General features: G+C 64.3%; 15 protein-coding genes. 4 read left to right on the top strand and 11 right to left on the bottom strand.

All coding sequences use genetic code 11. The annotated features are described in order from the left end of the window. The first annotated feature begins 112 nt into the window (after positions 1 to 112). Positions 113 to 1,018 (top strand): LysR family transcriptional regulator, encoded by a 906-nt coding sequence (locus ACIPZC_RS09775; RefSeq protein ID WP_241803729.1) that lies wholly within the window; start codon positions 113 to 115, stop codon positions 1,016 to 1,018. Between the two features lie 38 nt (positions 1,019 to 1,056). On the opposite strand, the gene ACIPZC_RS09770 is transcribed toward ACIPZC_RS09775, so the two are convergent. Then, positions 1,057 to 1,473 (bottom strand): RidA family protein, encoded by a 417-nt coding sequence (locus tag ACIPZC_RS09770; protein WP_241803728.1) that lies wholly within the window; start codon positions 1,471 to 1,473, stop codon positions 1,057 to 1,059. Further along, positions 1,473 to 2,792 carry a flavin-containing monooxygenase gene (locus tag ACIPZC_RS09765; protein ID WP_400626512.1) on the bottom strand — a complete coding sequence of 440 codons (1,320 nt, stop codon included), beginning with the start codon at positions 2,790 to 2,792 and terminating at the stop codon, positions 1,473 to 1,475. Before ACIPZC_RS09765 ends, ACIPZC_RS09770 begins: the two co-directional genes overlap by 1 nt. A gap of 303 nt (positions 2,793 to 3,095) precedes the next feature. Between ACIPZC_RS09765 and ACIPZC_RS09760 the strand changes: the two genes are divergently transcribed. Continuing rightward, the gene (locus ACIPZC_RS09760; protein ID WP_400626510.1) at positions 3,096 to 3,773 is read left to right on the top strand and encodes a DUF1028 domain-containing protein; all 678 of its coding nucleotides are present in this window, start codon (positions 3,096 to 3,098) and stop codon (positions 3,771 to 3,773) included. Continuing rightward, entirely contained in the window at positions 3,766 to 4,926 is a 1,161-nt protein-coding gene (argE, locus tag ACIPZC_RS09755; RefSeq protein ID WP_400626508.1) for an acetylornithine deacetylase, read from the top strand. The genes ACIPZC_RS09760 and argE overlap by 8 nt, the downstream gene beginning before the upstream one ends. A 30-nt stretch (positions 4,927 to 4,956) precedes the next feature. Here the strand turns inward: argE and ACIPZC_RS09750 are convergent, their stop codons facing one another. From ACIPZC_RS09750 to mobA, 7 genes are all read right to left on the bottom strand, one after another. Further along, positions 4,957 to 6,225 carry a carbohydrate porin gene (locus tag ACIPZC_RS09750; protein WP_400626506.1) on the bottom strand — a complete coding sequence of 423 codons (1,269 nt, stop codon included), beginning with the start codon at positions 6,223 to 6,225 and terminating at the stop codon, positions 4,957 to 4,959. 111 nt (positions 6,226 to 6,336) lie between these two features. Beyond that, entirely contained in the window at positions 6,337 to 8,754 is a 2,418-nt protein-coding gene (locus tag ACIPZC_RS09745) for a glucose/quinate/shikimate family membrane-bound PQQ-dependent dehydrogenase (RefSeq protein WP_400626504.1), read from the bottom strand. Between the two features lie 281 nt (positions 8,755 to 9,035). Next, on the bottom strand, positions 9,036 to 10,481 hold the full coding sequence (locus tag ACIPZC_RS09740) for a curlin (protein WP_400626502.1): 1,446 nt from the start codon (positions 10,479 to 10,481) through the stop codon (positions 9,036 to 9,038). Between the two features lie 16 nt (positions 10,482 to 10,497). After that, the gene (locus ACIPZC_RS09735) at positions 10,498 to 10,968 is read right to left on the bottom strand and encodes a curlin (RefSeq protein ID WP_400626500.1); all 471 of its coding nucleotides are present in this window, start codon (positions 10,966 to 10,968) and stop codon (positions 10,498 to 10,500) included. Between the two features lie 15 nt (positions 10,969 to 10,983). After that, entirely contained in the window at positions 10,984 to 13,215 is a 2,232-nt protein-coding gene (locus ACIPZC_RS09730) for an Ig-like domain-containing protein (protein WP_400626498.1), read from the bottom strand. 32 nt (positions 13,216 to 13,247) lie between these two features. Continuing rightward, entirely contained in the window at positions 13,248 to 14,576 is a 1,329-nt protein-coding gene (locus tag ACIPZC_RS09725; RefSeq protein WP_241803712.1) for a hypothetical protein, read from the bottom strand. Between the two features lie 284 nt (positions 14,577 to 14,860). Then, the gene (gene mobA / locus ACIPZC_RS09720) at positions 14,861 to 15,436 is read right to left on the bottom strand and encodes a molybdenum cofactor guanylyltransferase MobA (protein WP_400626496.1); all 576 of its coding nucleotides are present in this window, start codon (positions 15,434 to 15,436) and stop codon (positions 14,861 to 14,863) included. A gap of 178 nt (positions 15,437 to 15,614) precedes the next feature. Here mobA and ACIPZC_RS09715 point away from each other — a divergent pair, with 178 nt between their 5' ends. Next, positions 15,615 to 15,908: an HU family DNA-binding protein gene (locus ACIPZC_RS09715; protein WP_400626495.1), complete on the top strand. Its 294-nt coding sequence runs from the start codon at positions 15,615 to 15,617 to the stop codon at positions 15,906 to 15,908. A 60-nt stretch (positions 15,909 to 15,968) separates the two neighbouring features. On the opposite strand, the gene ACIPZC_RS09710 is transcribed toward ACIPZC_RS09715, so the two are convergent. Next, positions 15,969 to 19,097, bottom strand: a complete 3,129-nt coding sequence (locus ACIPZC_RS09710) for a multidrug efflux RND transporter permease subunit (protein WP_400626494.1) — start codon at positions 19,095 to 19,097, stop codon at positions 15,969 to 15,971. Positions 19,098 to 19,108: 11 nt separating this feature from the next. Further along, the gene (locus ACIPZC_RS09705) at positions 19,109 to 20,284 is read right to left on the bottom strand and encodes an efflux RND transporter periplasmic adaptor subunit (protein WP_400626492.1); all 1,176 of its coding nucleotides are present in this window, start codon (positions 20,282 to 20,284) and stop codon (positions 19,109 to 19,111) included. Between the last annotated feature and the right edge of the window lie 128 nt (positions 20,285 to 20,412).

Raw genomic sequence — 20,412 nt, 5'->3', positions numbered from 1 at the left:
ATGTTCAAGGCATAGGCAAATCCTTCACCCTCGGGGCGCCCTTGGCTGCGGCGGCGCGGTAAAGTGGCAGGATAATTCCAAAGGCGCCCCCACCGGCGCCAGAGAGGTGCCTGTGGCTTCCTATACCCTGCGACAACTCAAATACTTCGTCACCACTGTCGAGGCCGGCAGCGTCGCCGAGGCCTCGCGCCAGCTGTACATCGCCCAGCCGTCCATCTCCACAGCGATCAAGAGCCTGGAGGAAAGCTTTGGTGTACAGCTGTTCATCCGCCACCACGCCCAAGGCGTTTCGCTCACCCCCAGTGGCAAACGCTTCTACGCCAAGACCAAATCATTGCTGCAGATGGCCCATGAGTTCGAGCAGAACGCGCTGGCCGATAACGATACGGTGGCCGGGCAGATCGACATCGGCTGCTTCGAAACCGTGGCCCCGTTGTACCTGCCGCGCCTGATCGCCGGGTTTCGCGAACGCTACCCGGGGGTCGATATCCGCCTGCGCGACGGCGAGCAGCAGGAACTGATCCAAGGCCTGACGGCGGGTACCTTCGACCTGGCGTTCCTCTACGATCATGACCTGGATGGCACCATCGAGGCTGAGCCGCTGATGCCCCCTCAGAAGCCCTACGTGCTACTGCCGGAAAAACACCGCTTTGCCGGCCAGTCGCAGGTGTCACTGCGTGACTTGTGCCCGGAGCCGATGATCCTGCTGGATGTGGCACCGAGCCGAACCTACTTCGTCAGCCTGTTCAACGAGATGGGCCTGACGCCGAACATTGTCTTCAGTTCGCCGTCGATCGAGATGGTGCGGGGAATGGTGGGGCAGGGGTTCGGGTTTTCGCTGCTGGTGACCCGGCCGCATTCTGAATGCACCTATGACGGGCAGAAGCTGGTGACGGTGGACATCGTCGAGCCGGTGGCGCTGTCGGGGCTGGCAGCGGCGCGGTTGAAGCGGGTGCAGCTGACCAAACCGGCGCAATTGTTCGTGGAGTTTTGCCGCGAGGAACTGGGCAGGATGTAGCTGACCGGGGCGCGGCGCGCCCCAGCCACCTCACTCGGTCAAGCCTGATCCGGCACTACCGCGATCACATCGATTTCCATCAGCCATTCAGGCTGCGCCAAGCCCGCCACGACCAGCCCGGTGGAAATCGGGAACACGCCCTTGAGCCACTTGCCCACTTCTTTGTACACCGGCTCACGGAAGCGCGGGTCGGTGATGTAGGTGGTGGTCTTGACGATGTGCGACAGGTCGGAGCCTGCTTCTTCAAGCAGTTGCTTGACGTTTTTCATCGCTTGTTCAGCCTGCGCCCGAGGGTCGCCCAGGCCTACCAGGCGGCCCTCGAAATCGGTACCGACCTGGCCGCGCACATAGATGGTGTTGCCGGCGCGCACGGCTTGGCACAAGTCGTTGTCCAGGGTCTGGTTAGGGTAAGTGGCCTTGGTGTTGAACATGCGGATGCGGGTATGGGTAGGCATCAGTGGGCTCCGAGGGTGCTGACGTTGCTGATCGAGGTAGGTTGCTGCTCATCCGCTTCACGCTGTTCGCGGTCGCGGTAGGCCAGGTAAGTGCGCTGGGTGGCGATGTGCCCGGCGACGTGCTTGGCATCGTGCCAGACGCCCCAGATGAACGAGGAACCACGGCGCGACAGCCACGGCAGGCCGAGGAAGTACACGCCCGGTTCACGGGACACGCCGCGCTGGTGCTGGGGCTTGCCGTTGGCGTCGAAGGTGTCGACCTGCAGCCAGCTGAAGTCCACGCCGTAGCCGGTGGCCCAGATGATGCTGGTGACATTGGCTTTGGCCAGGTCCAACGCCAGCAGCGGGTTGCTGATGCAATCCGGGTCCGGCAGGCGCTTGCGTGCTTCAGGCTCTGGCGGCAGGTCCAGGCCGTTGCGTTCGATGTAGGCATCGGCAGCGTCCAGCAGGGCCAGGTAGTTTTCGTCGCCTCGGCGGATGTTGTCGGCCAGGGTTTCCTGGAAGCGTGCCACACCGTTGTCGAACGATTGGGTCAGGCCGACCAGGGTCATGCCCTGATGTGCGAGGGCGCGGAAGTCTACGGTGTGGCCGCCCCGGGCGCCGCTGACGGCGATGGTCACGTGCTCGCGGCCCGGCTTGGCGATTTCCGCATCCCATTCGCCCAGCACGCCCAGCCACCAGCAGAAGTCACGGTTGCGATACGCCCGTGGCGGGCGATCGTGGGCGCCGACCGACAGGTACACCTGGCGCCCGGCGCGCATCAGCTCTTCGGCGATCTGCACGCCGGAAGAGCCGGCACCTACCACCAGCACGGCGCCTTCAGGCAGTTGCTCGGGGTTGAAATAGGCGGCGGAGTGGATCTGGTGCAGGTGCTCGTCCTTGGGCGCGATGGCCGGGATGACCGGGCGCTGGAACGGGCCGGTGGCAGCCACCACACGGTTGGCGTGAATCACCCCCTCATTGGTCTCGACGGTGAAGCCTGGGCGGTCGGCATTGCGCACCACCTTCTTCACTTCGATGCCGGTGCGCACCGGCAGGTTGTACTTGCGCACGTATTGCTCGAAGTAGTCGGCAACCTGGTCCTTGCCGGCGAAGGCGTCGGGGTCCAGGTTGAATTCAAGGCCAGGGAAGCGGTCGTGCCAGACCGGGCCATTGGCGACCAGCGAATCCCAGCGGCCAGTGCGCCAGGCCTCGGCGATACGCTTGCGCTCCAGCACCAGGTGCGGCACGCCGAGCTTGCTCAAATGTTCGCTCATGGCCACGCCGGCCTGGCCGGCGCCGACGACGAGGGTGTCGATTTCGATTGTGTTCATTGTCATGTCCGAGCCCTTGTTCAGGCGGTTTTTGTCAGGTCGGTTTGGAGGACCGCCGTTACCTGGGGCCAGACTAGGGATGCACGGAAAATCGCGAAATTAGTATTTAACGAGTACTTGCCGATAAAACGGCGAAGGCCTTGATGCGCAAGGGCTACAGCGGAGTTGGCGAGGGTTTTCAGGCGGGTGTGCAGGGCTGTGCACGGCCTTAGTTTTTTCCTGCTCAAGGCACAGGAAAAAGGTGGTTTCGCTCACTAAAAGGTTCTGCCCAGAATGCCTGCAATCGCCCAGAACAACAGGAGCCACTACATGACCTTCTCCATCATCGGACGCTGCCAGGAAACCGGCCAGGTCGGTATCGCCATCAGTTCGTCGAGCATCGCCGTAGGGGCGCGTTGCCCTTGGGTACGTGCAGGCGTCGGTGCCGTTGCCACCCAGAACATCACCTTGCCGGCGCTTGGTCCGCAGCTCCTCGATGCCTTGGAGCAGGGCCAGCTGCCGCCTGCTGCAGCGCTGGACCGGGTGCTCAGCGCCAATGGCTGGAGCGAGTACCGCCAGGTCACGGTGATCGACAGTAATGGCCAGGTGGCGCTGTTTACCGGCAAGCAGGCGTTGGGTGTGCACAATGCGGTGGCCGGTGAGCAATGCGCGGCGGCTGGCAACCTGTTGTCGTCGGTACAAGTGATCGAAGCCATGGTGCAAGCCTTCGAACAGGCCGGCGGGCACTTGGCCGATCGCCTGCTGGCGGCCATGCATGCGGCAATGGCGGCAGGGGGCGAGGCAGGCCCGGTGCACTCGGCGGCGCTGAAGATCGCCGGCGAGCTGACCTGGCCGCTGGTGGACCTGCGCGTGGACTGGGCCGATGAAGACCCGATCGGCGTGCTCGAGGGTTTGTGGCAGGCGTACCGCCCGCAGATGCAGGACTACGTTACCCGCGCGCTGAACCCCACCACTGCACCGAGCTATGGGGTGCCGGGTGATGAGTGAGTTCAGCAGCCGCGCGCTGTTGGCCCGGCTGATCGGCTATGCCACGGTCAGCCGCGATTCCAACCTGCAGTTGATCGGTTTCATCCGCGATTACCTGGCCGAACAGGGCGTGGCCAGCGAACTGTTCCATAACCCTGAAGGCACCAAGGCCAACCTGTTCGCCACCATCGGCCCGGCTGCTGTTGGCGGCGTGGTGCTGTCCGGGCATACCGATGTCGTGCCGGTGGATGGCCAGGCCTGGACGGTCGAACCGTTTGCCTTGAGTGAACGCGATGGGCGCCTGTATGGCCGTGGTACCGCGGACATGAAGGGTTTCATTGCCTCGGTGTTGGCGGCGGTGCCCGCATTCGTTGCAAAGCCGCTGCGCATGCCGGTGCACCTGGCGTTTTCCTATGACGAGGAAGTGGGTTGCCTGGGGGTGCGCTCGATGCTCGCGGCGCTCGAACAGCGGCCTGACAAGCCGCGGCTTTGCCTGATTGGCGAGCCGACCGAGCTCAAACCGGTGCTCGGCCACAAAGGCAAGCTGGCCATGCGCTGCCAGGTGCACGGCGCGGCGTGCCATTCGGCCTATGCACCCTATGGGGTGAATGCCATCGAGTATGCCGCCAGGTTGATCGGCAAACTGGGCGAGATCGGTGACGCGCTGGCGCTGCCCGAACAGCACGACAAGCGCTTTGACCCGCCGTTCTCGACGGTACAGACAGGCACCATCAAGGGCGGTAGGGCGCTGAATATCGTGCCCGAGGAATGTGCCTTCGACTTCGAGGTGCGCGCCTTGCCAGGCTTCGAAGCGCAGACGGTGGCCGATCAGTTGCAGGCCTATGCCGAGGCCGAACTGTTGCCACGCATGCGCACCGTGAGCGCCGCCAGTGCCATTCGCCTGGAGCCGTTGAGTGCGTACCCGGGGCTGGCCACGCCTGCCGACAGTGAGGCCGCGCGGTTGGTCGCCTTGCTCAGTGGCTCGGATGAGTTCGGCACGGTGGCGTTCGGGACCGAAGGCGGGTTGTTCGATCAGGCAGGCATCCCCACCGTGGTGTGTGGCCCGGGGAGCATGGAACAGGGGCACAAACCGGACGAGTTCGTCAGTGTCGAACAGTTGCAGGGGTGTGATGCGATGCTGTCGAGGCTGGTGGATTACCTCAGGCAGGATTGAAAAAGGGGCCGTACAGCGGCCCCCGGGCGGTCAGAAGGTCGCTTTGACCTGCAGGCCCACCACCAGCGCGTTGTCGATGTCCTGCCCGGAGAAAGCACCCGGTTCGATGATGTATTGCACATCCGGACGCAGGTTCAGCCACGGCGTCGCCTGGTAGCCATAGCTCAGTTCGATCAACTGCTCGGCGCTGTCGATGTCGGGGAACTGTTGCCCGGCATCGAAGGCGGCATCTTCCAGTACGTCACGGCTGCGCGGGTTCGGCACGGCGCGGCCATAACCCAGCGCCACGGTGTCACGCGGGCGGCCTTCGAACGGCTTGTACAGCACCACACCGGCGCCATACCACTTGGTGAATGGCGAGGCTGCCTTGCTCGACGCCGAGTACTGGCCGAAGGCATGCAGGCTGCGGCCCGGCAAACCGGCATCGTTCCACACTGCCTGGTCGATCAGCAGATAATGGCCGCCACGGCCGGACACCTCGTCGTCGCTGCCAATGCGTTTGACGTCAGAGCTGTCGTAGTAGTAGCCCAGCTTGTATTCACCCGGCAGTTCACCCTGCAGCTTGTAGATCAGCTCGACCGGCACCACGGTGCCTGTGGTGTGCTTGGGCCCCAGGTGCCAGGCGCGGCTGGAGTTGCCATTGCTTTCGGGGTCGACGTTGAACGCCGCCACGCGCAACTGCCACGTCGGCGACAGGTCGTACTTCACACGCACGCCCAGGTGGGCGTTGGGGTAGTTGGCCCAGCCGCTGCCACCGGACATGTTCAGCGGGTGGCCGCAGAAGCCGGCGTTCATGAAGTTGCACAGGATGCCACTGTCCAGGCCGCCGAGGTCGTTGCCCATGGCCATGTAGCCGAGCTTGACGTTGAGCGCCGGGGTGAACAGGGTGCGTTCGTAGCTCAGCTCGGTCAGGCGAGTGTACAGGCCACCGTAGTTTTCCTGGATCGGCAGACGGTTGCCCACCAAGTCTTCCGAGGCGCTGTTGCCGCGACGGTCGTTGATGGTCAGCTGGACCTTGCCGCCGTTGTCCAGGCCATACAGTTTCGACAGGTCGAACTGCACGCCGAACTTGAGGTTCTGCGAATAGCGCGCCGAGCGGTGCAGGCCACCGTGGGCGTTGTACGCGGTCTCACCGCTGTAGTCGCCAGTGACCTTGATGCCGCCTTCTTCAAGCTGGTGGCGCAGGCCGCCCCAGTCTCCGGTCATGGTGCTGCGGGTCAGCAGGTCGCCGTCGGCCAGGGCGGCGGTGCTGGCCAGGGCCAGCAGAAGGGGGGAGGTGATGCGAATAGCGGATGGCATTGCTGGGTCTCGAATTGATCTTTCAGGGGCTCATCACCCGCAAGCCGGCTGCCCCAGGCGCTTGCGACGAACCTGGGGCAGCCGGCTTGCCGGCGATGAAGGCGACGCGGATTACGGCAGGGCGTAGGAAATCACGTAGTCGCCACGGTCAGTCGACTGACGGGCGCCACCGGCAGTGACCACCACGTACTGCTTGCCAGTCTTGGGCGAGACATAGGTCATCGGGCCACCCTGGCTGCCGACTGGCAGGCGGGCCTTCCAGATCTCGTTACCGTTGCTGCTGTCGTAGGCGCGCAGGTAGAAGTCCTGGGTGCCGGCGATGAATACCAGGCCGCCTTGGGTCGACAGGGTGCCGCCCAGGGTCGGCAGGCCGATCTTGATCGGCAGGTGCATGCGGATACCCAGCGGGCCGGTATCTTCAACGGTGCCTACCGGTACCTGCCAGGCCACCTGGCGGGTCTTCATGTCGATGGCGGTCAGGGTGCCGAACGGTGGCGCCTGGCAAGGGATACCGGCAACCGACAGGAAGCGGTTCTTGTTCACCGCATAAGGGGTGCCCTTGAGCGGTACGGCGCCCATGCCGGTGTTCAGCGCTTCACCACCGCCAGCGGCCGCGCCTTTGTTCTGCGACGGGATCATCTGGATCCACAGGCCCAGGCGCATGTCGTTGACGAAGATGAAACCATGGACCGGATCGGTGGAAATGCTGCCCCAGTTCATGCCACCCAGCGAACCGGGGAAGCTCAGCGACAGGTCGGTGCCCGGCGCGGTGTACAGGCCGTCGTAACGCATCTTCTTGAAGTCGATGCGGCACAGCAGCTGGTCATAAGGCGTCGCGCCCCACATGTCCGACTCGGTCAGGGTCTGCGCGCCGATCTGCGGCATGCCAACCGATTTTGGCTGGGTTGGGGAGTAAGGTTCGTTCGGGATGTTGCTCGGCTTGACCGGAACTTCATCAACCTGGGTCAGCGGCTTGCCGGTGGCGCGGTCGAGCACGTAGATCTGGCCGGCCTTGGTGCCGATCACCACCGCCGGCACCGACTTGCCGTCGTCCTTGGTGAAGTCGATCAGGCTGGGTTGCATCGGCAGGTCGAAGTCCCACAGGTCGTTGTGCACGGTCTGGAACACCCACTTCTCGTTACCGGTGGTGGCGTCCAGGGCCAGCACCGAAGCGCCGTAGGTGTGGTCCAGCTTGCTGCGCTCGACACCGTAGATGTCGGTGGACGACGAACCCATCGGCAGGAACACGGTGTTCATCGCCGGGTCGTAGGACATCGGTGCCCAACTGTTCGGAGTGCTGCGCACATAGGTGCTGCCGTCAGCCGGCGCGTTGCGGTCTTGCGGGTTGCCCGGGTCGAACGCCCAGCGCATGGCGCCGGTGAACACGTCGAAACCACGGATCACGCCACCTGGCATGTCGGTCTGGACGTTGTCGGCGACACGGCCGCCTACCACCACGGTGGTACCGGCCATCAGCGGAGCGGACGACAGCTGGTAGTAGGAGTCCGGCACGTCACCCAGGCCAGCCATGAGGTTGACCTGGCCGTTGTTGCCGAAGCCTTGGCAGAACTCACCGGTGTCGGCGTCGACCGCGATCAGTCGGCCGTCGATGGTGTTGGTCAGCAGGCGGCGCTGGCAGTTGGCGCCAGCCGGGACGCTACCGACGGTGATCGGCGAGCTGTTTGGCTGGGTCGGCTGGGCGAGCGGCGCGGTGGCGTCGAAGTAGGCCAGGCCACGGCAACGTTGCCAGACCTTGGACTGGGCGTTGATCTCGTTCTTCCACAGCTCTTTGCCGGTGTCGGCATCCAGGGCGATCAGGTTGTTGTGCGGGGTGCAGATGAACACCTTGTTGCCAACCTGCAAGGGGGTCAGCTGGTCTTCGGCACCGTTGCCGTCGCTCACGGCGACGTCACCGGTGCGGTAGGTCCAGGCGACCTTGAGCTTGTCGACGTTGTCGCGGTTGATCTGGTCCAGTGCAGCGAAGCGGCTGCCACCTTCGGTATTGCCATAGTGGGCCCAGTCCTTTTGCTCCTTGCCGGCTTCGACCGGGGTCATGCCCGGGCCTTTGCCGGTGGGTGCGACGCTTGGATGGGCAACGAACATGTTGCCCACAGCGATCACCAGCACCACGGCCAGCACGCCGGCGATGCCGTAGGCACCACGGCCGGTGCTACCGCCATTGGCACGTACCAGCTGTGGGTAGACGAGCGCCACCACCAGGCCGATCGCACCGAACATGAACAGGCGCGAGAACAGCGGCCAGAACACCAGGCCGGCATCGATCAGCGCCCACAGTGCGGTGCCGACCAGGAAGACAGCGTACAGCCAGGCACCGGCTTTCTTGCGCCGGGCAATGAGTACACCGGCGATGGCCATGGCCAGGCCGCCGATCAGGAAGTACCAGGAGCCGCCAAGGCCCGCGAGCTTGACGCCGCCGGCAGCCAGGAGGAGGCCGAGCAGGGCGATGATCACGCCCAAGCCGACCAGGATGATGTTTGTGACGCCAGAGGCGCGCGGTGTTTCGTTCATGCCAGGGATCTCAGCAGGTGGAATGTGCGCAGTTTAAGCCCTTAGCAAGCTAATTAACAAGTTGGTACATTATGTTCTGAGTCTGATTGTCGCAGGCTTGAACTTGCTCAATTGTTGCGAAAAGTCTAGATCAGGTAGTGAAAAGTGCATAAAAGGTTCAGCTAATCGGCATCCAAAATTATCTGCCGCGCGAGTGCCTGGCGCTCCGACTGGGTTGTGCAGCACAAAAAAAGGAACCGCAACGCCAGGGAGAGAAGCGCTGCGGTTCAAGGGGGAGCTGTTTAGCGCTGGGTGGCGGTGGCCATGTTGCCGTTGCCCATCTGGGTGATGGTGGCGGCCTGGTTGGCGCCGCTTTGGTCGACCAACGCCGTGTTGCCGGCGCCGCCCTGTGTCACGTAGGCGACGTTGGCGGTGTCGGCCTGCTTGATGGTTGCGCTGTTGCCGCTGCCGTAGAGCTGGGTGGTGAAGCTCTGGTTGGCGTAGCCGGACTGGTCCAGGTTGATGGTGTTGCCGGTGCCGGTGGTGTCGCCGGTGGCATAGTTGTCCATACCGCGCTGGTCTGCGATCAGGATGTTGTCGGTGCCGTTCTGCTCGAAGTACAGCTCGTTGTTACTGTCGGCCTGCTTGGTTTCCATCGAGTTGTTGGTACCTTTCTGGCCGAGGGTGGCCAGTTGCAGGCTACCGTTCTGGGTCAGGTTGACGGTGTTTTCCGTGCCTTTCTGGTTGATCACGGCGGTCTGGTCGCTGCCGAACTGCCCACCCAGTTTCTCGCCTTTCCAGTTGCTGGCCATGACCTTGTTGCCGGTGCCTTGAGTGGTCACGGTCAGGCTCTGGTTGTCGCCGGTCTGGTAGGTGTAGTGCAGGTTGCTGGTGCCGGACTGGGAAATGCTGGTGGTCGAGTTGGTGGTCTCGAACTGATCGGACCAGCTGGCGTTGGACTTGCCTTGTTGATAGAGGCTGGCAGTGTTGTCCTGGCCCAGGCTCTGGTCGATATAGCCTTCGTTGAGCTGGCCATTCTGGTTGACGGTGGCCTGGCTGCCGACTTGAGTGTCCTGCCAGACTTCCACCGAGTTGCCCGTGCCGTTCTGGTCGATGCCGATGAAGCCGCCAGTGCCGTCGCGCTGGTCGCCATAGGCCCAGTTCTGCTTGCCTTGCTGGTAGATTTCGATATTGCCGTCGTTGTGCGTCAGGTGTTCGGCAGCGGCATAGTTGTCCTGGCCGTTTTGGTTCACCAGGCTTTTGTTGTTGCTGCCGCCGAACAGCTGTTCGACGTAGGCTTCGTTGCGTTGGCCGCTTTGCTGGGTGGTTGCCTGGCTGCCCAACTGGGTGTCCTGCCACACGGTCGAGCGGTTCTCGGCGCCTTGTTGCATCTGCAGCGCCTGGTTGTTTTCACCCAACGACTGGCTGGCGAAGGCGTCGTTGTAGGTGCCCTCGGCTTGCTGGGTGATCTGGCTGCCATTTTCGAACAATTGCTCGCCGTAGGCGGCGTTGTACGAGCCACTGGCGGTCTGGTCGATGTAGCTGGTGCTGGTGTCCTGCACCGCCAGGTGGTTGTGGCCTTTGCCGGTCTGGGTCTGGGTGGCTGCGGCGAAAGGCGCGACGGTCTGGCTGACTTCGGCGATGTTCTGGTTGCCGGTCTGCGACTGGGTCGAGGTGCTGTCATCCGCCATGACCTGGCCGGCCACGGCCAGGAGGATAGCGGCACTTAGGGGAGCAAGCTTGAACATGGTGGTGCCTCCAGGTCTATCGGTATTGAGTGATCTGAACATGCTGGCCATTGCCGGCCTGGGTCACGGAACTGCTCAGCCCCGAGCCGGCTTGGACGATGCTGGCGCTGTTGTCGTTACCGATCTGCTCGATGCTGGCGTTGTTGCTGGTGCCGCTCTGGCGGATCGACGCGCTGTTGCCATTTCCCTGTTGGCTGATGCTGGCCATCAGGTCACTACCTTCTTGCAGGATGTAGGCTTCCTGCGCGCCCCCGGCCTGAACGATGCGGCCCAGCAGGGCCTGGCCGTTCTGGTCGAGGGCGGCGCGGTTGCCCGACCCCAGCTGCTCGATCACTGCCATTTGCCCGGCACCTGCCGGTAACAGGCGGATGATCACCGGGTCACCGAGGTCGCTGCCGGCAGCGAGGTCGGCGTTGTCCATCAGATCATCGGCCTGAATCTGGCCGGCGAGGGCGAGGCACAGCAGCAGTGGGTGCACGCGTTTCATGACGTTCTCCTGGCCTTAGCGCACAACGACGTTGACTGTGCGTGTGGTGCCTTGGCTGCTGGTTACGGTTGCCGTAGGCGCGGCAGTCGGGATCGCCGTGGTGCTGTTGCCCACTGCGAGGCGCCAGCGTCCGGTCACCGGTACCGTGACGGTGCCGAGGACCTGCTCACCCGTGGTGGTGCTCACGCGCACGGTGACGGTGTTGCCGGTGGTCACCGACGAGGTACCGCTGATGTCCCAGTTGAAGCGGTTATTGGAGCGCGCCGTGACCGTTGCCGCGGTGACCGCGAAGGTTTCAGCGGCCGGGCGTGGCGACACGTTGACGGTGACGGTGCCGGGGTTGGACAGCGCACCGAGCGAGTCACGCACCTGGTAGGTGAAGGTGGTGGTGAACGCCGCGGTGACCGTCGCCGGTGGCGTGTAGGTCACCGTGCTGCCGTCGGTACTGACCGTTCCGCGGCCGGCAGCGGGTTGCGTGACGTTGTCCACGACCAGTGGCGCGTTGCCTTCCGGGTCGGCGGCGCCTGCCAGTACGTTGATGCTCAGGGGCACGCCCAGTGTCGCGACGGTCTGGGCGGCCACGGTTGGCGGCTGGTTCGGCGCCACGTTCACGGTCACGGTGGCCGGGGTGGACTTCAGGCCCTTGGCATCCATCGCCTGATAGCTGAAGGTGGCGACCAGGGGTTGCGTGGCGCCGGCCGGCGGGGTGTAGGTGACCGACGTGGTGCCGTTGAGCACGACACCGCCAAGGCCGGTACCTGGTTGGGTCAGGTCGCTGATGGTCAGCGGCACGTCACCGTCCGGGTCGCTGTCGTTCTGCAACAGGTTGAGGGTCAGCGGCACACCGACGCTGGTACTGCCGGTATCGGCCTGGGCCAGCGGTGCCTGGTTTTCGGCTTCGACGGGCGCATTGCCGACCACGATCACCGGTTCCACATCGCTGCCGCCATGGGCGGACTTGATGGTGACAGTGGCTGGCGGCTGGCTGAGGTCGTTGACGGTCAGGTTCTGCAGGGTGCCGGATTTGGACAGGCGGCCATAGCCTTGGGCAACCAGATCCGGGACTACCACCTCGTCGCTGGAGCGCGCTTCGATCACCAGGCGCTTGTTGGTCCAGTCGTAGCGCGCAGTGTCCACTTTCACCACGTCTGTCAGCTTGCTCGACAGCGAAGTGGGGCGTGTGCCACCGGTAGCCGTGCTGCCGGTCACCACCACCACTGGCGGCGGCGCGATCTGGCTCAATTGCTGGGTGAAGAACAGCCCGTTGTTATCCGCAAGCAGGCTGAACTGGCAGGGCGAGGGCGGCGTTCCGACCAAGGCCAGGCCGTTGCGCATGCACACATCAGCGTCGTTCGGCGCCTTGGCGAAGACTTCGATCCGGGTGCCGGCACCGTTGCGCGAATAGGTGGCGCGCTCCAGGGTGACCGGCGTTTGCGCACGCTGGTCAAGTACCTTGCCCGATACGGTGAACACGTTGGTCTGGATGGTCCCCGCCGGCCCTTGGATGCGTACGAAGTTGGTGTTGAACGGGCTACCGGTGACGGCCTCGGTGAGGTTCGGGTCGCCGATGAAGGTTTCGCTGGCCCCGGTGTCCGGGTTGACTTCGGTATAAGGGCCACCGACGCCGCGCAGCCACGGCCCGAGGTTGCCATTGAGCGCTCCGCTGAAGACCCCCGGGGCGCCGATACCGATGTCGCGGGTAATGTTGATCGCCCGCCGACCGGCGGCGGTCACGTTGACCGTCTCTACACCGTATGGGTGGGTGATGACATAGGTGCCGGTAGTCGGGACCGAGGCGCGGATGCGGATACGGGCAAAGCTTTGCTGGTCACCGTCTACCGGGTTTTCCGCCGCGAAAGCGGCTTCCAGGCCTGCGACGTAGACTTCCAGCTCATAGCCACTGTTGCCAACCTGCGGGATCGAGGTTTCAGCCAGGAACCAGAACATCTCTGGGGGCCAGTTGTCGGGGAACACCAGGGGCAACGCGTCGTCGTAGACACCCGGTTCAGGCAACAGGGTACACATGTAAGCGGGTGCGCCCGGCGCACCCGGGGCCCGCGTGCTGGTAGCGCGCGACTGGCACAGCTCCAGGGACAGGTTGTCGGCGTCCTTGTACCACATCGGGTAACCACCGGTGGCAAAGGTGTAGGGGCCCGGGTCTACCTCCGACAGTGCGGCCCACGCCGCGCTGGTCACAGTGAGGGAGAAACCGGCGGCCAACAGCGCACGGCGTTGCCAAGTGTTCATGCTGCCTCCTTGAAGGCGGAGCCTTTGTCTGTTCATGGCACCAGCACCACGTCTTCGCTGTCGCTACCGCCGTTGGCACTGGTGACCTGCACCGTGGCCGGAGGGATGGGGGAGAGCGAGGTGCTCAGCGTTTTCACTGCACCACTGCCCGCCAGGTCGCCGATCAGCGCGCCGTTACCGGTGTGGGCGGTGAGGACTGGGGGGCTGGTCTCGTCACTGGAGCTGGCCACCAGGGTCAACTGGCCGCTGGCCAGGCTGAATTCGGCACGGGTGATGGTCACCAGATCGGTCAGCGGCAGATTGACGGTGGCCAGGCTGCTGGTGGGGATCGCCACACTGTTGTCAGCGGTCAGAGTCAGCGAAGTCGGCAACAGCGGGTTGAGGACGGACTGGGCATACCAGGCGCCGGTACTGTTGGCTTCGGTCAGGCTCAGGTTTGGCGTCTGGCTGGTCAGGGTGACGGTAGCCGGTGGCGGCGGGGCCATGACGAACACATCCTGCTGGGCACGCAGGTCGCCATCCTCGGTATGCCGCGAGTAGGTGCTGCGCAGTGGCATCACCGGGGTTGGCCGGGCAACGTCGGAGAGCTTGCCGGAGATCGAGAACAGCTCGGTGCGCAGGTCGATGCCGCCGGGGCCCTCGATACGTACGTAGTTGGTGTTGTACGGGCTGCCGGTGACGGGCTCCTCCAGGTTCGGGTCGCCGATGAAGCGCTCGCTGCCTTCGGTGTAGGGGCCGTTGACGCTGCGCAGGAACGGCCCCACGTCACCTTTGAGCGCGCCGCTGAAATCACCAGCGCCGGCGATGCCGATGTCGCGGGTCATATTGATCGCCCGATCGCCGGCGGCGGGCACGTCGAACACGTCCACGCCGTAGGGGTGCGTGACGATGTAGGTGCCGGCGGTCGGCACATCGACGCGGATACGGACCCGGGCGAAGCTGACCTGGTCGCCTTCGACCGGCTCCTCGGCGGCGAACGCCGCTTCGATTGCCGTGCCGTAGCTCAGGTCGATGCCGCGGGCGGCATCGACGATGGCGGCGTCGGCGGTGAACCAGAAGGCTTCGTCGGGGAAGTTGCTGGGAAACACGATGGGCTGGGTGTCGTCGAATACACCCGGGGTCGGCAGCAGCGTACACATGTATGCCGGTGCACCAGGGGCGCCGGCGACACGTGAGCTGACGGTCTTGGTCAGGCACAGGTCAAGGGTTCGCCCGTGGGTATCCTGATACCAGGCGGCGAAATTGCCATTGGCGGGGTCATAGGGCCCGGGGTCGACAGCGTACAGCGCTGCTTGAGCCGGGAGCTGGAGCATGCTGGCGAAAATCGCCACTGCCAGCGGAGTGGGTATCGGTCGGTGCATGAGTCATTTTCTCCTGCAAACGGGCCCATGGACTTGGGGCGTCTGACAGGAGATCGGCAACAGCCGTGCCAAAAGTTTGAAACAAGCTCAAGGCCACGTATTCTCTGGCTTCCAGCTTGGATGTGGCGGTTTGCTGAGGTGTTTTCGGTGGGTTGTGTTCCCCAGGGTTGGGGGATTGGGGATGATCATTTGCAGGGCGGCGCCATCAAAGCAATCGACGCCCGGATCAACGATGCTGCACTAGCCGGCTGCCGGTGACAGGGCTGGTGCAGTCGGCTAATGGCTCACCCCTGCAACAGGTCAGGGCTGTTGAAATTGTTCAAGCGCGGGTCGCCCTCGGGGCATTCCAGGGCCTGCAGCGGCGCCAGCAACAGGGCCTTCTGCAAACTCCGTTCACCCGCCGCCCAGGCCTGCTCCAGCAGCGGCAGCACGCTGCGCGGCAGCACGCTGAACATCGGTTGCCAATACCCGCCCTGACGCACCATGGCCGCACTGTCATTGGCCACTGCCAACTGCACCAGGTCTTCGATCAGGCGGCGGTCGATCAGCGGTGCATCGCACGCCAGCACCACCACCCACGCATGCCTGGCCGCCGTCAGGCCGGCAATCACCCCGGCCAACGGGCCGGGGAAGTCTGCTTGTGCATCGCACACCAACTGGTCGGCGAACGGGCGATAAAGGTTGTGGTTGCGATTGCAGGAGATCACCACATCGTCACTAAGGGGGCGCACCACCCGCTGCACATGCGCCACCAGCGGCTCGCCACGCCAACGCACCAGCCCCTTGTCACGGCCACCCATGCGCTGGCCACGGCCACCGGCAAGGATCAACGTGGTGAAGGGCGGCAGGGGTTCGGTCATTGGTCTGGTTCCTGAAGATAGGCCAGCGCACCCTCCCACGCTGCAGTGCAATTGTCCAGGCTGACCGGTAAGCGCCACCTGGCATATTTGCCAGTTGTGCTGACAGGGCGATCTTCATTCAATGGTCATCAGTGGCAGGAAATGCACAGGCCCATTCCGTACGCCAAGGAGCAAGGACATGAATAAAACTGTATTGATTGCCCAAGTAGCAGATAAAACTGACCTTACCAAGGCCCAAGCTGGCAAAGTTGTCCACGCCATGATCGAAGCGTTTAATAAGTCATTGAAAAAAGACGGGGAGATCAAGCTGATTGGGTTTGGCACTTTCAAACGCGATCTACGTTCAGGGCGCAAGGGGCGTGACCCAAGGACGGGGCAAGAGATCGACATCAAGGCAGCCCCCGTTGTCAAATTCAAGGCTGGTAAAAAGTTGAAAGACGCCGTGGCGGAACAGGATCCGAACCGTCAATAGCTGCTTGCGCCGCCCAGTGCAGCGGTGGCCAAGGGGGCTGGCGATGCAGCCCCACTGGTCTCACGTATTGTCGCCACTTGCCACCTTAGCCCCGGGCGTTTCATGACGGGTGCGAGCCAGGCGCATCACCACCACGAAGAACACCGGCACGAACACCACGGCCAATGTGGCGCTGAGCATCCCGCCGATCACCCCGGTGCCAATCGCCTGCTGGCTCGCCGAGCTGGCGCCAGTGGCGATGGCCAGTGGCACCACGCCGAGGATGAACGCCAGCGAGGTCATCACGATCGGCCGCAGGCGCAGGCGCGCGGCCTGCACAGCGGCGTCAAAGGGTTCCACGCCTTGGTCCACCAGGCCTTTGGCGAACTCGATGATGAGGATGGCATTCTTCGCCGACAAGCCGATCAGGGTGATCAAACCGACCTTGAAGAACACATCGTTGGGCATGCCGCGCAGGGTCACCGCCAGGACTGCGCCGAGCACGCCGAGCGGTACCACCAGCAGTACGGCGGTAGGGATCGACCAGCTTTCGTACAGCGCCGCCAGGCACAGGAACACCACCAGCAGTGACAGCGCCATCAGCAGCGGTGCCTGGCTGCCGGACAGGCGCTCCTGCAAGGACAGGCCGGTCCATTCCAGGCCGGCACCGGCCGGCAACTGCGCCACCAGGCGCTCGACTTCGGCCATGGCTTCGCCCGAGCTATAGCCGGCTGCCGGCTCACCGGAAATCGACACCGCCGGGTAGCCGTTGTAACGGGTCAGCTGCACCGGGCCACTGACCCATTTGGCCAGGACGAAGGCGCCTAAGGGCACCATCTTGCCGCTGCTGTTGCGTACGTGGATCTTCAGCAGGTCCTCGACCTGGCTGCGCTGGTCGCCTTCGGCCTGCACCACCACCCGCTGCATGCGGCCCTGGTTAGGGAAGTCGTTGACGTAGTTGGAGCCCACGGCGGTGTCCAGCACCGCGCCAATGTCGGCGAACGATATGCCCAATGCATTGGCCTGGCGGCGGTCGATTTCCAGCTGTACCTGCGGGCTTTCGGCCAGCGAAGCCTCGCGTACGTTCACCAGTATCTTGCTGCTCGCGGCGCCGGCCAGCAGTTCGTCACGTGCCGCCATCAGTGCGGCATGGCCCATGCCCCCACGGTCCTGCAGGCGGAACTCGAAACCGGTGGACTCACCCAGCCCGTCGATAGGCGGCGGCAGCACGGAGAAAGCGACCGCGTCGCGGATCCGGGAAAATGCAGCGCTGGCGCGCTCGGCAATTGCCTGGGCACTGTCGTCGGCGCCGCGTTCTGCCCAGTCCTTCAGGGTGGTGAAGGTCAGCGCCGCGTTCTGCCCGCTGCCGGAGAAGCTGAAACCGAGAATCACCGTGGTGTTGCCCACGCCCGGCTCCTGGGCGTTGTGCGCCTCGATCTGCGCGGCTACCTGCTCGGTACGCATGCGGCTGGCGCCTGGTGGCAGCTGGATGTCGGTGATGGTGTAGCCCTGGTCTTCAGTGGGCAAAAACGCCGTGGGCAACTGGCTGAAGCCGTAGCCGAGCACCGCCAGCAGCAGGCCATACACCAACAGGTAGCCCCCGCTGCGCTTGAGGGCGTGCACCACCCAGCGCTGGTAGCGGTCGCTCACGCGGTCGAAACTGCGGTTGAACCAGCCGAAGAAGCCCTTGCGTTGATGGTGGCCGCCCTTGGCCACCGGTTTGAGCAGTGTGGCGCACAGGGCAGGGGTCAGGCTCAGGGCCAGAAACGCCGAGAACAGGATCGACACCGCCATCGACAGCGAGAACTGCTGGTAGATCACCCCGACAGAGCCTTTCATGAAGGCCATGGGCAGGAACACCGCCACCAGCACCAGGGTGATGCCGATGATGGCGCCGCTGATCTGGCCCATCGCCTTGCGCGTCGCGGCCTTCGGCGGCAGGCCTTCCTCGGCCATGATCCGTTCCACGTTCTCCACCACCACGATGGCATCGTCGACCAGGATGCCAATGGCCAGGACCATGCCGAACAGCGTCAGCACGTTGACCGAGAAGCCCAGCGCCAGCATCACGGCGAAGGTCCCCATCAGCGCCACCGGCACCACCAGGGTCGGGATCAGCGTGCAGCGCAGGTTCTGCAGGAACAGGAACATCACGGCGAACACCAGCAGCATGGCTTCGAACAGGGTGCTGATGACCTGCTGGATGGAGACTTTGACGAACGGCGATGTGTCATACGGGATGTCGTACCGGACCCCCTCCGGGAAATACACCGACAGCTCCTGCATCTTCGCCCGCACCAGGGTGGCGGTTTGCATGGCGTTGGCGCCCGGCGCCAGCTGCACGCTGAAGGCGCTGGCCGGCTTGCCGTTCAGGCGTGTGCCGTACTGGTATTCCTGGGCGCCGATCTCGACCCGCGCCACATCGCCGATGGTCACCGTCGAGCCGTCGGGGTTGGCGCGTAGCACAATGGCGGCAAACTCCTCCGGCGTGCTCAGCTGGCCCTTGACCACCACATTGGCGGTGATCTCCTGGGTGCTGCGGGCAGGCAGGTCACCGATGCTGCCGGGCGCCACCTGGGCGTTCTGGGCGGCGATGGCGTTGGCCACATCGTTGGGCGTGAGGCTGAAACCGATCAGCTTGCCCGGGTCGATCCAGATCCGCATGGCACGCTCGGAGCCGTACAGCTGGGCTTTGCCGACGCCCTTGAGGCGGCGAACTTCGTTCATCACGTTGCGCGCAAGGATGTCCGACAGGGCGGTTTCATCGAGGCTGCCGTCTTCAGAGGTCAGGGTGCCGAGCAGCAGAAAGCCGGTGGACACTTTCTCCACCTGCAGGCCCTGCTGGGTCACCGGGCGCGGCAAGCGAGACTCCACGACCTTGAGGCGGTTTTGCACGTCGACCTGGGCCAGGTCAGGGTTGGTCCCAGGCTCGAAGGTGGCGGTAATGGTGGCGCTGCCCAGGCTGCTCTGCGACTCGAAGTACAACAGGTTGTCGGCGCCGTTGAGCTCCTGCTCGATCAGGCTGACCACGCTCTCGTCCAGGGTGGCGGCGGACGCCCCCGGGTACACGGCATAGATTTCCACCTGCGGCGGGGCCACGTTGGGGTATTGGGCCACCGGCAGTTGCGGGATGGCCAGGGCGCCAGCCAGCAGGATGAACAACGCGACCACCCAGGCAAATACCGGGCGGTCGATGAAAAATTGCGGCATGGGTCAGGCCCTCACTGGCCGTTGTGCTGGGTGATGGGTTGGCTGCCCTGGGCCGTGTCGACCTGGACCTGGTCACCGGCCTTGACATGTTGCAGGCCCTCGACCACCACACGTTCGCCGGCGGCCAGGCCTTCATTGATGATCCAGCGGTCGCCTTGGGCGTTGCCCAGTACCACTTGGCGTTCACTGATGCGCGCCTGCGCGTCGACCACCAGCACTTTCGGCACACCCGCGCTATCGCGCAGGATGGCGCGCTGCGGCACGCTGATGCCTTTGGGCTGCACGGCCTGCTCCAGGCGCACGCGCACGTAGCTGCCGGGCAGCAGGTCCAGATTTGGGTTGGGGAACTCGCTGCGCAGGGTGATCTGGTTGGTGCTTGGGTCGACGCTGATGTCCGAGAACAGCAGCTTGCCGGGCAGCGGGTAGGCAGTACCGTCATCCTGGATCAACGTGGCGCTTGCTTCTCCCTTGCCTGCCTGCTGCAACTCGCCTGCGCGCAGCGCACGGCGCAGGGCGTTGAGCTCGCGGGTCGACTGGGTGACGTCGGCGTGGATCGGGTCCAACTGCTGGATGGTCGCCAGGGGCGTGGCCTCGTTCTGCCCCACCAGTGCGCCTTCGGTGACCAAGGCGCGGCCGATGCGCCCGGAGATCGGTGCGGTAACCGTGGCGTAACCCAGGTTCAGGCGCGCCCGTTCCAGCGCAGCCTTGGCTGCGGCCACTTCGGCGTCGGCCTGAAGGAAGGCCGCGCGGGCGTTGTCGTACTCCTGGCGGCTGACGGCCTTGTCGTCGACCAGTTCGCGGTAGCGCTGCTCCTGCAGGCGGGCCTGGTACAGGTTGGCCTGGGCCCTGGCCAGTGCGGCGCGGGCGCTATCGTGGTCGGCCTTGAACGGTGCCGGGTCGATCAGAAACAGCACGTCGCCCTGCTTGACGTCGCTGCCCTCGCGGTAGACCCGCTTGAGCACCACGCCCGCCACGCGTGCGCGCACTTCGGCGGTACGCGGGGCACGCATGCGCCCACTGAGCTCCGTGCTGATGGCCAAAGGTTCAAGCTGCAGGGTTTGCACCCGCACCTGGGGTACCGGGGGCTGGGTAGCCTGCTCTTCGGTATCGTTGCAGCCGGCTAGGAGCAGGGCCAGAAGCGCCACGAGCGCCACGGGGCGCAGGCGATGGACAAGAATGATAGGCATACGGATCTTCCGATGATGACCGGCTGTATGCTATGGCAGGCGGGGCGCGGGTGCCTGTTAATACCTGTAGGACGTGTGTGAAAAAGTGTGAAGAAAAATCCTGCACTCGTGGGGATTCTATATTCTTG

This window comes from Pseudomonas sp. NPDC089743, assembly GCF_044748785.1.
GTDB lineage: Bacteria > Pseudomonadota > Gammaproteobacteria > Pseudomonadales > Pseudomonadaceae > Aquipseudomonas > Aquipseudomonas putida_X.
The sequence above is the reverse complement of the archived record's forward strand: the minus strand, read 5'-3'. Positions and strand labels throughout refer to the sequence as shown.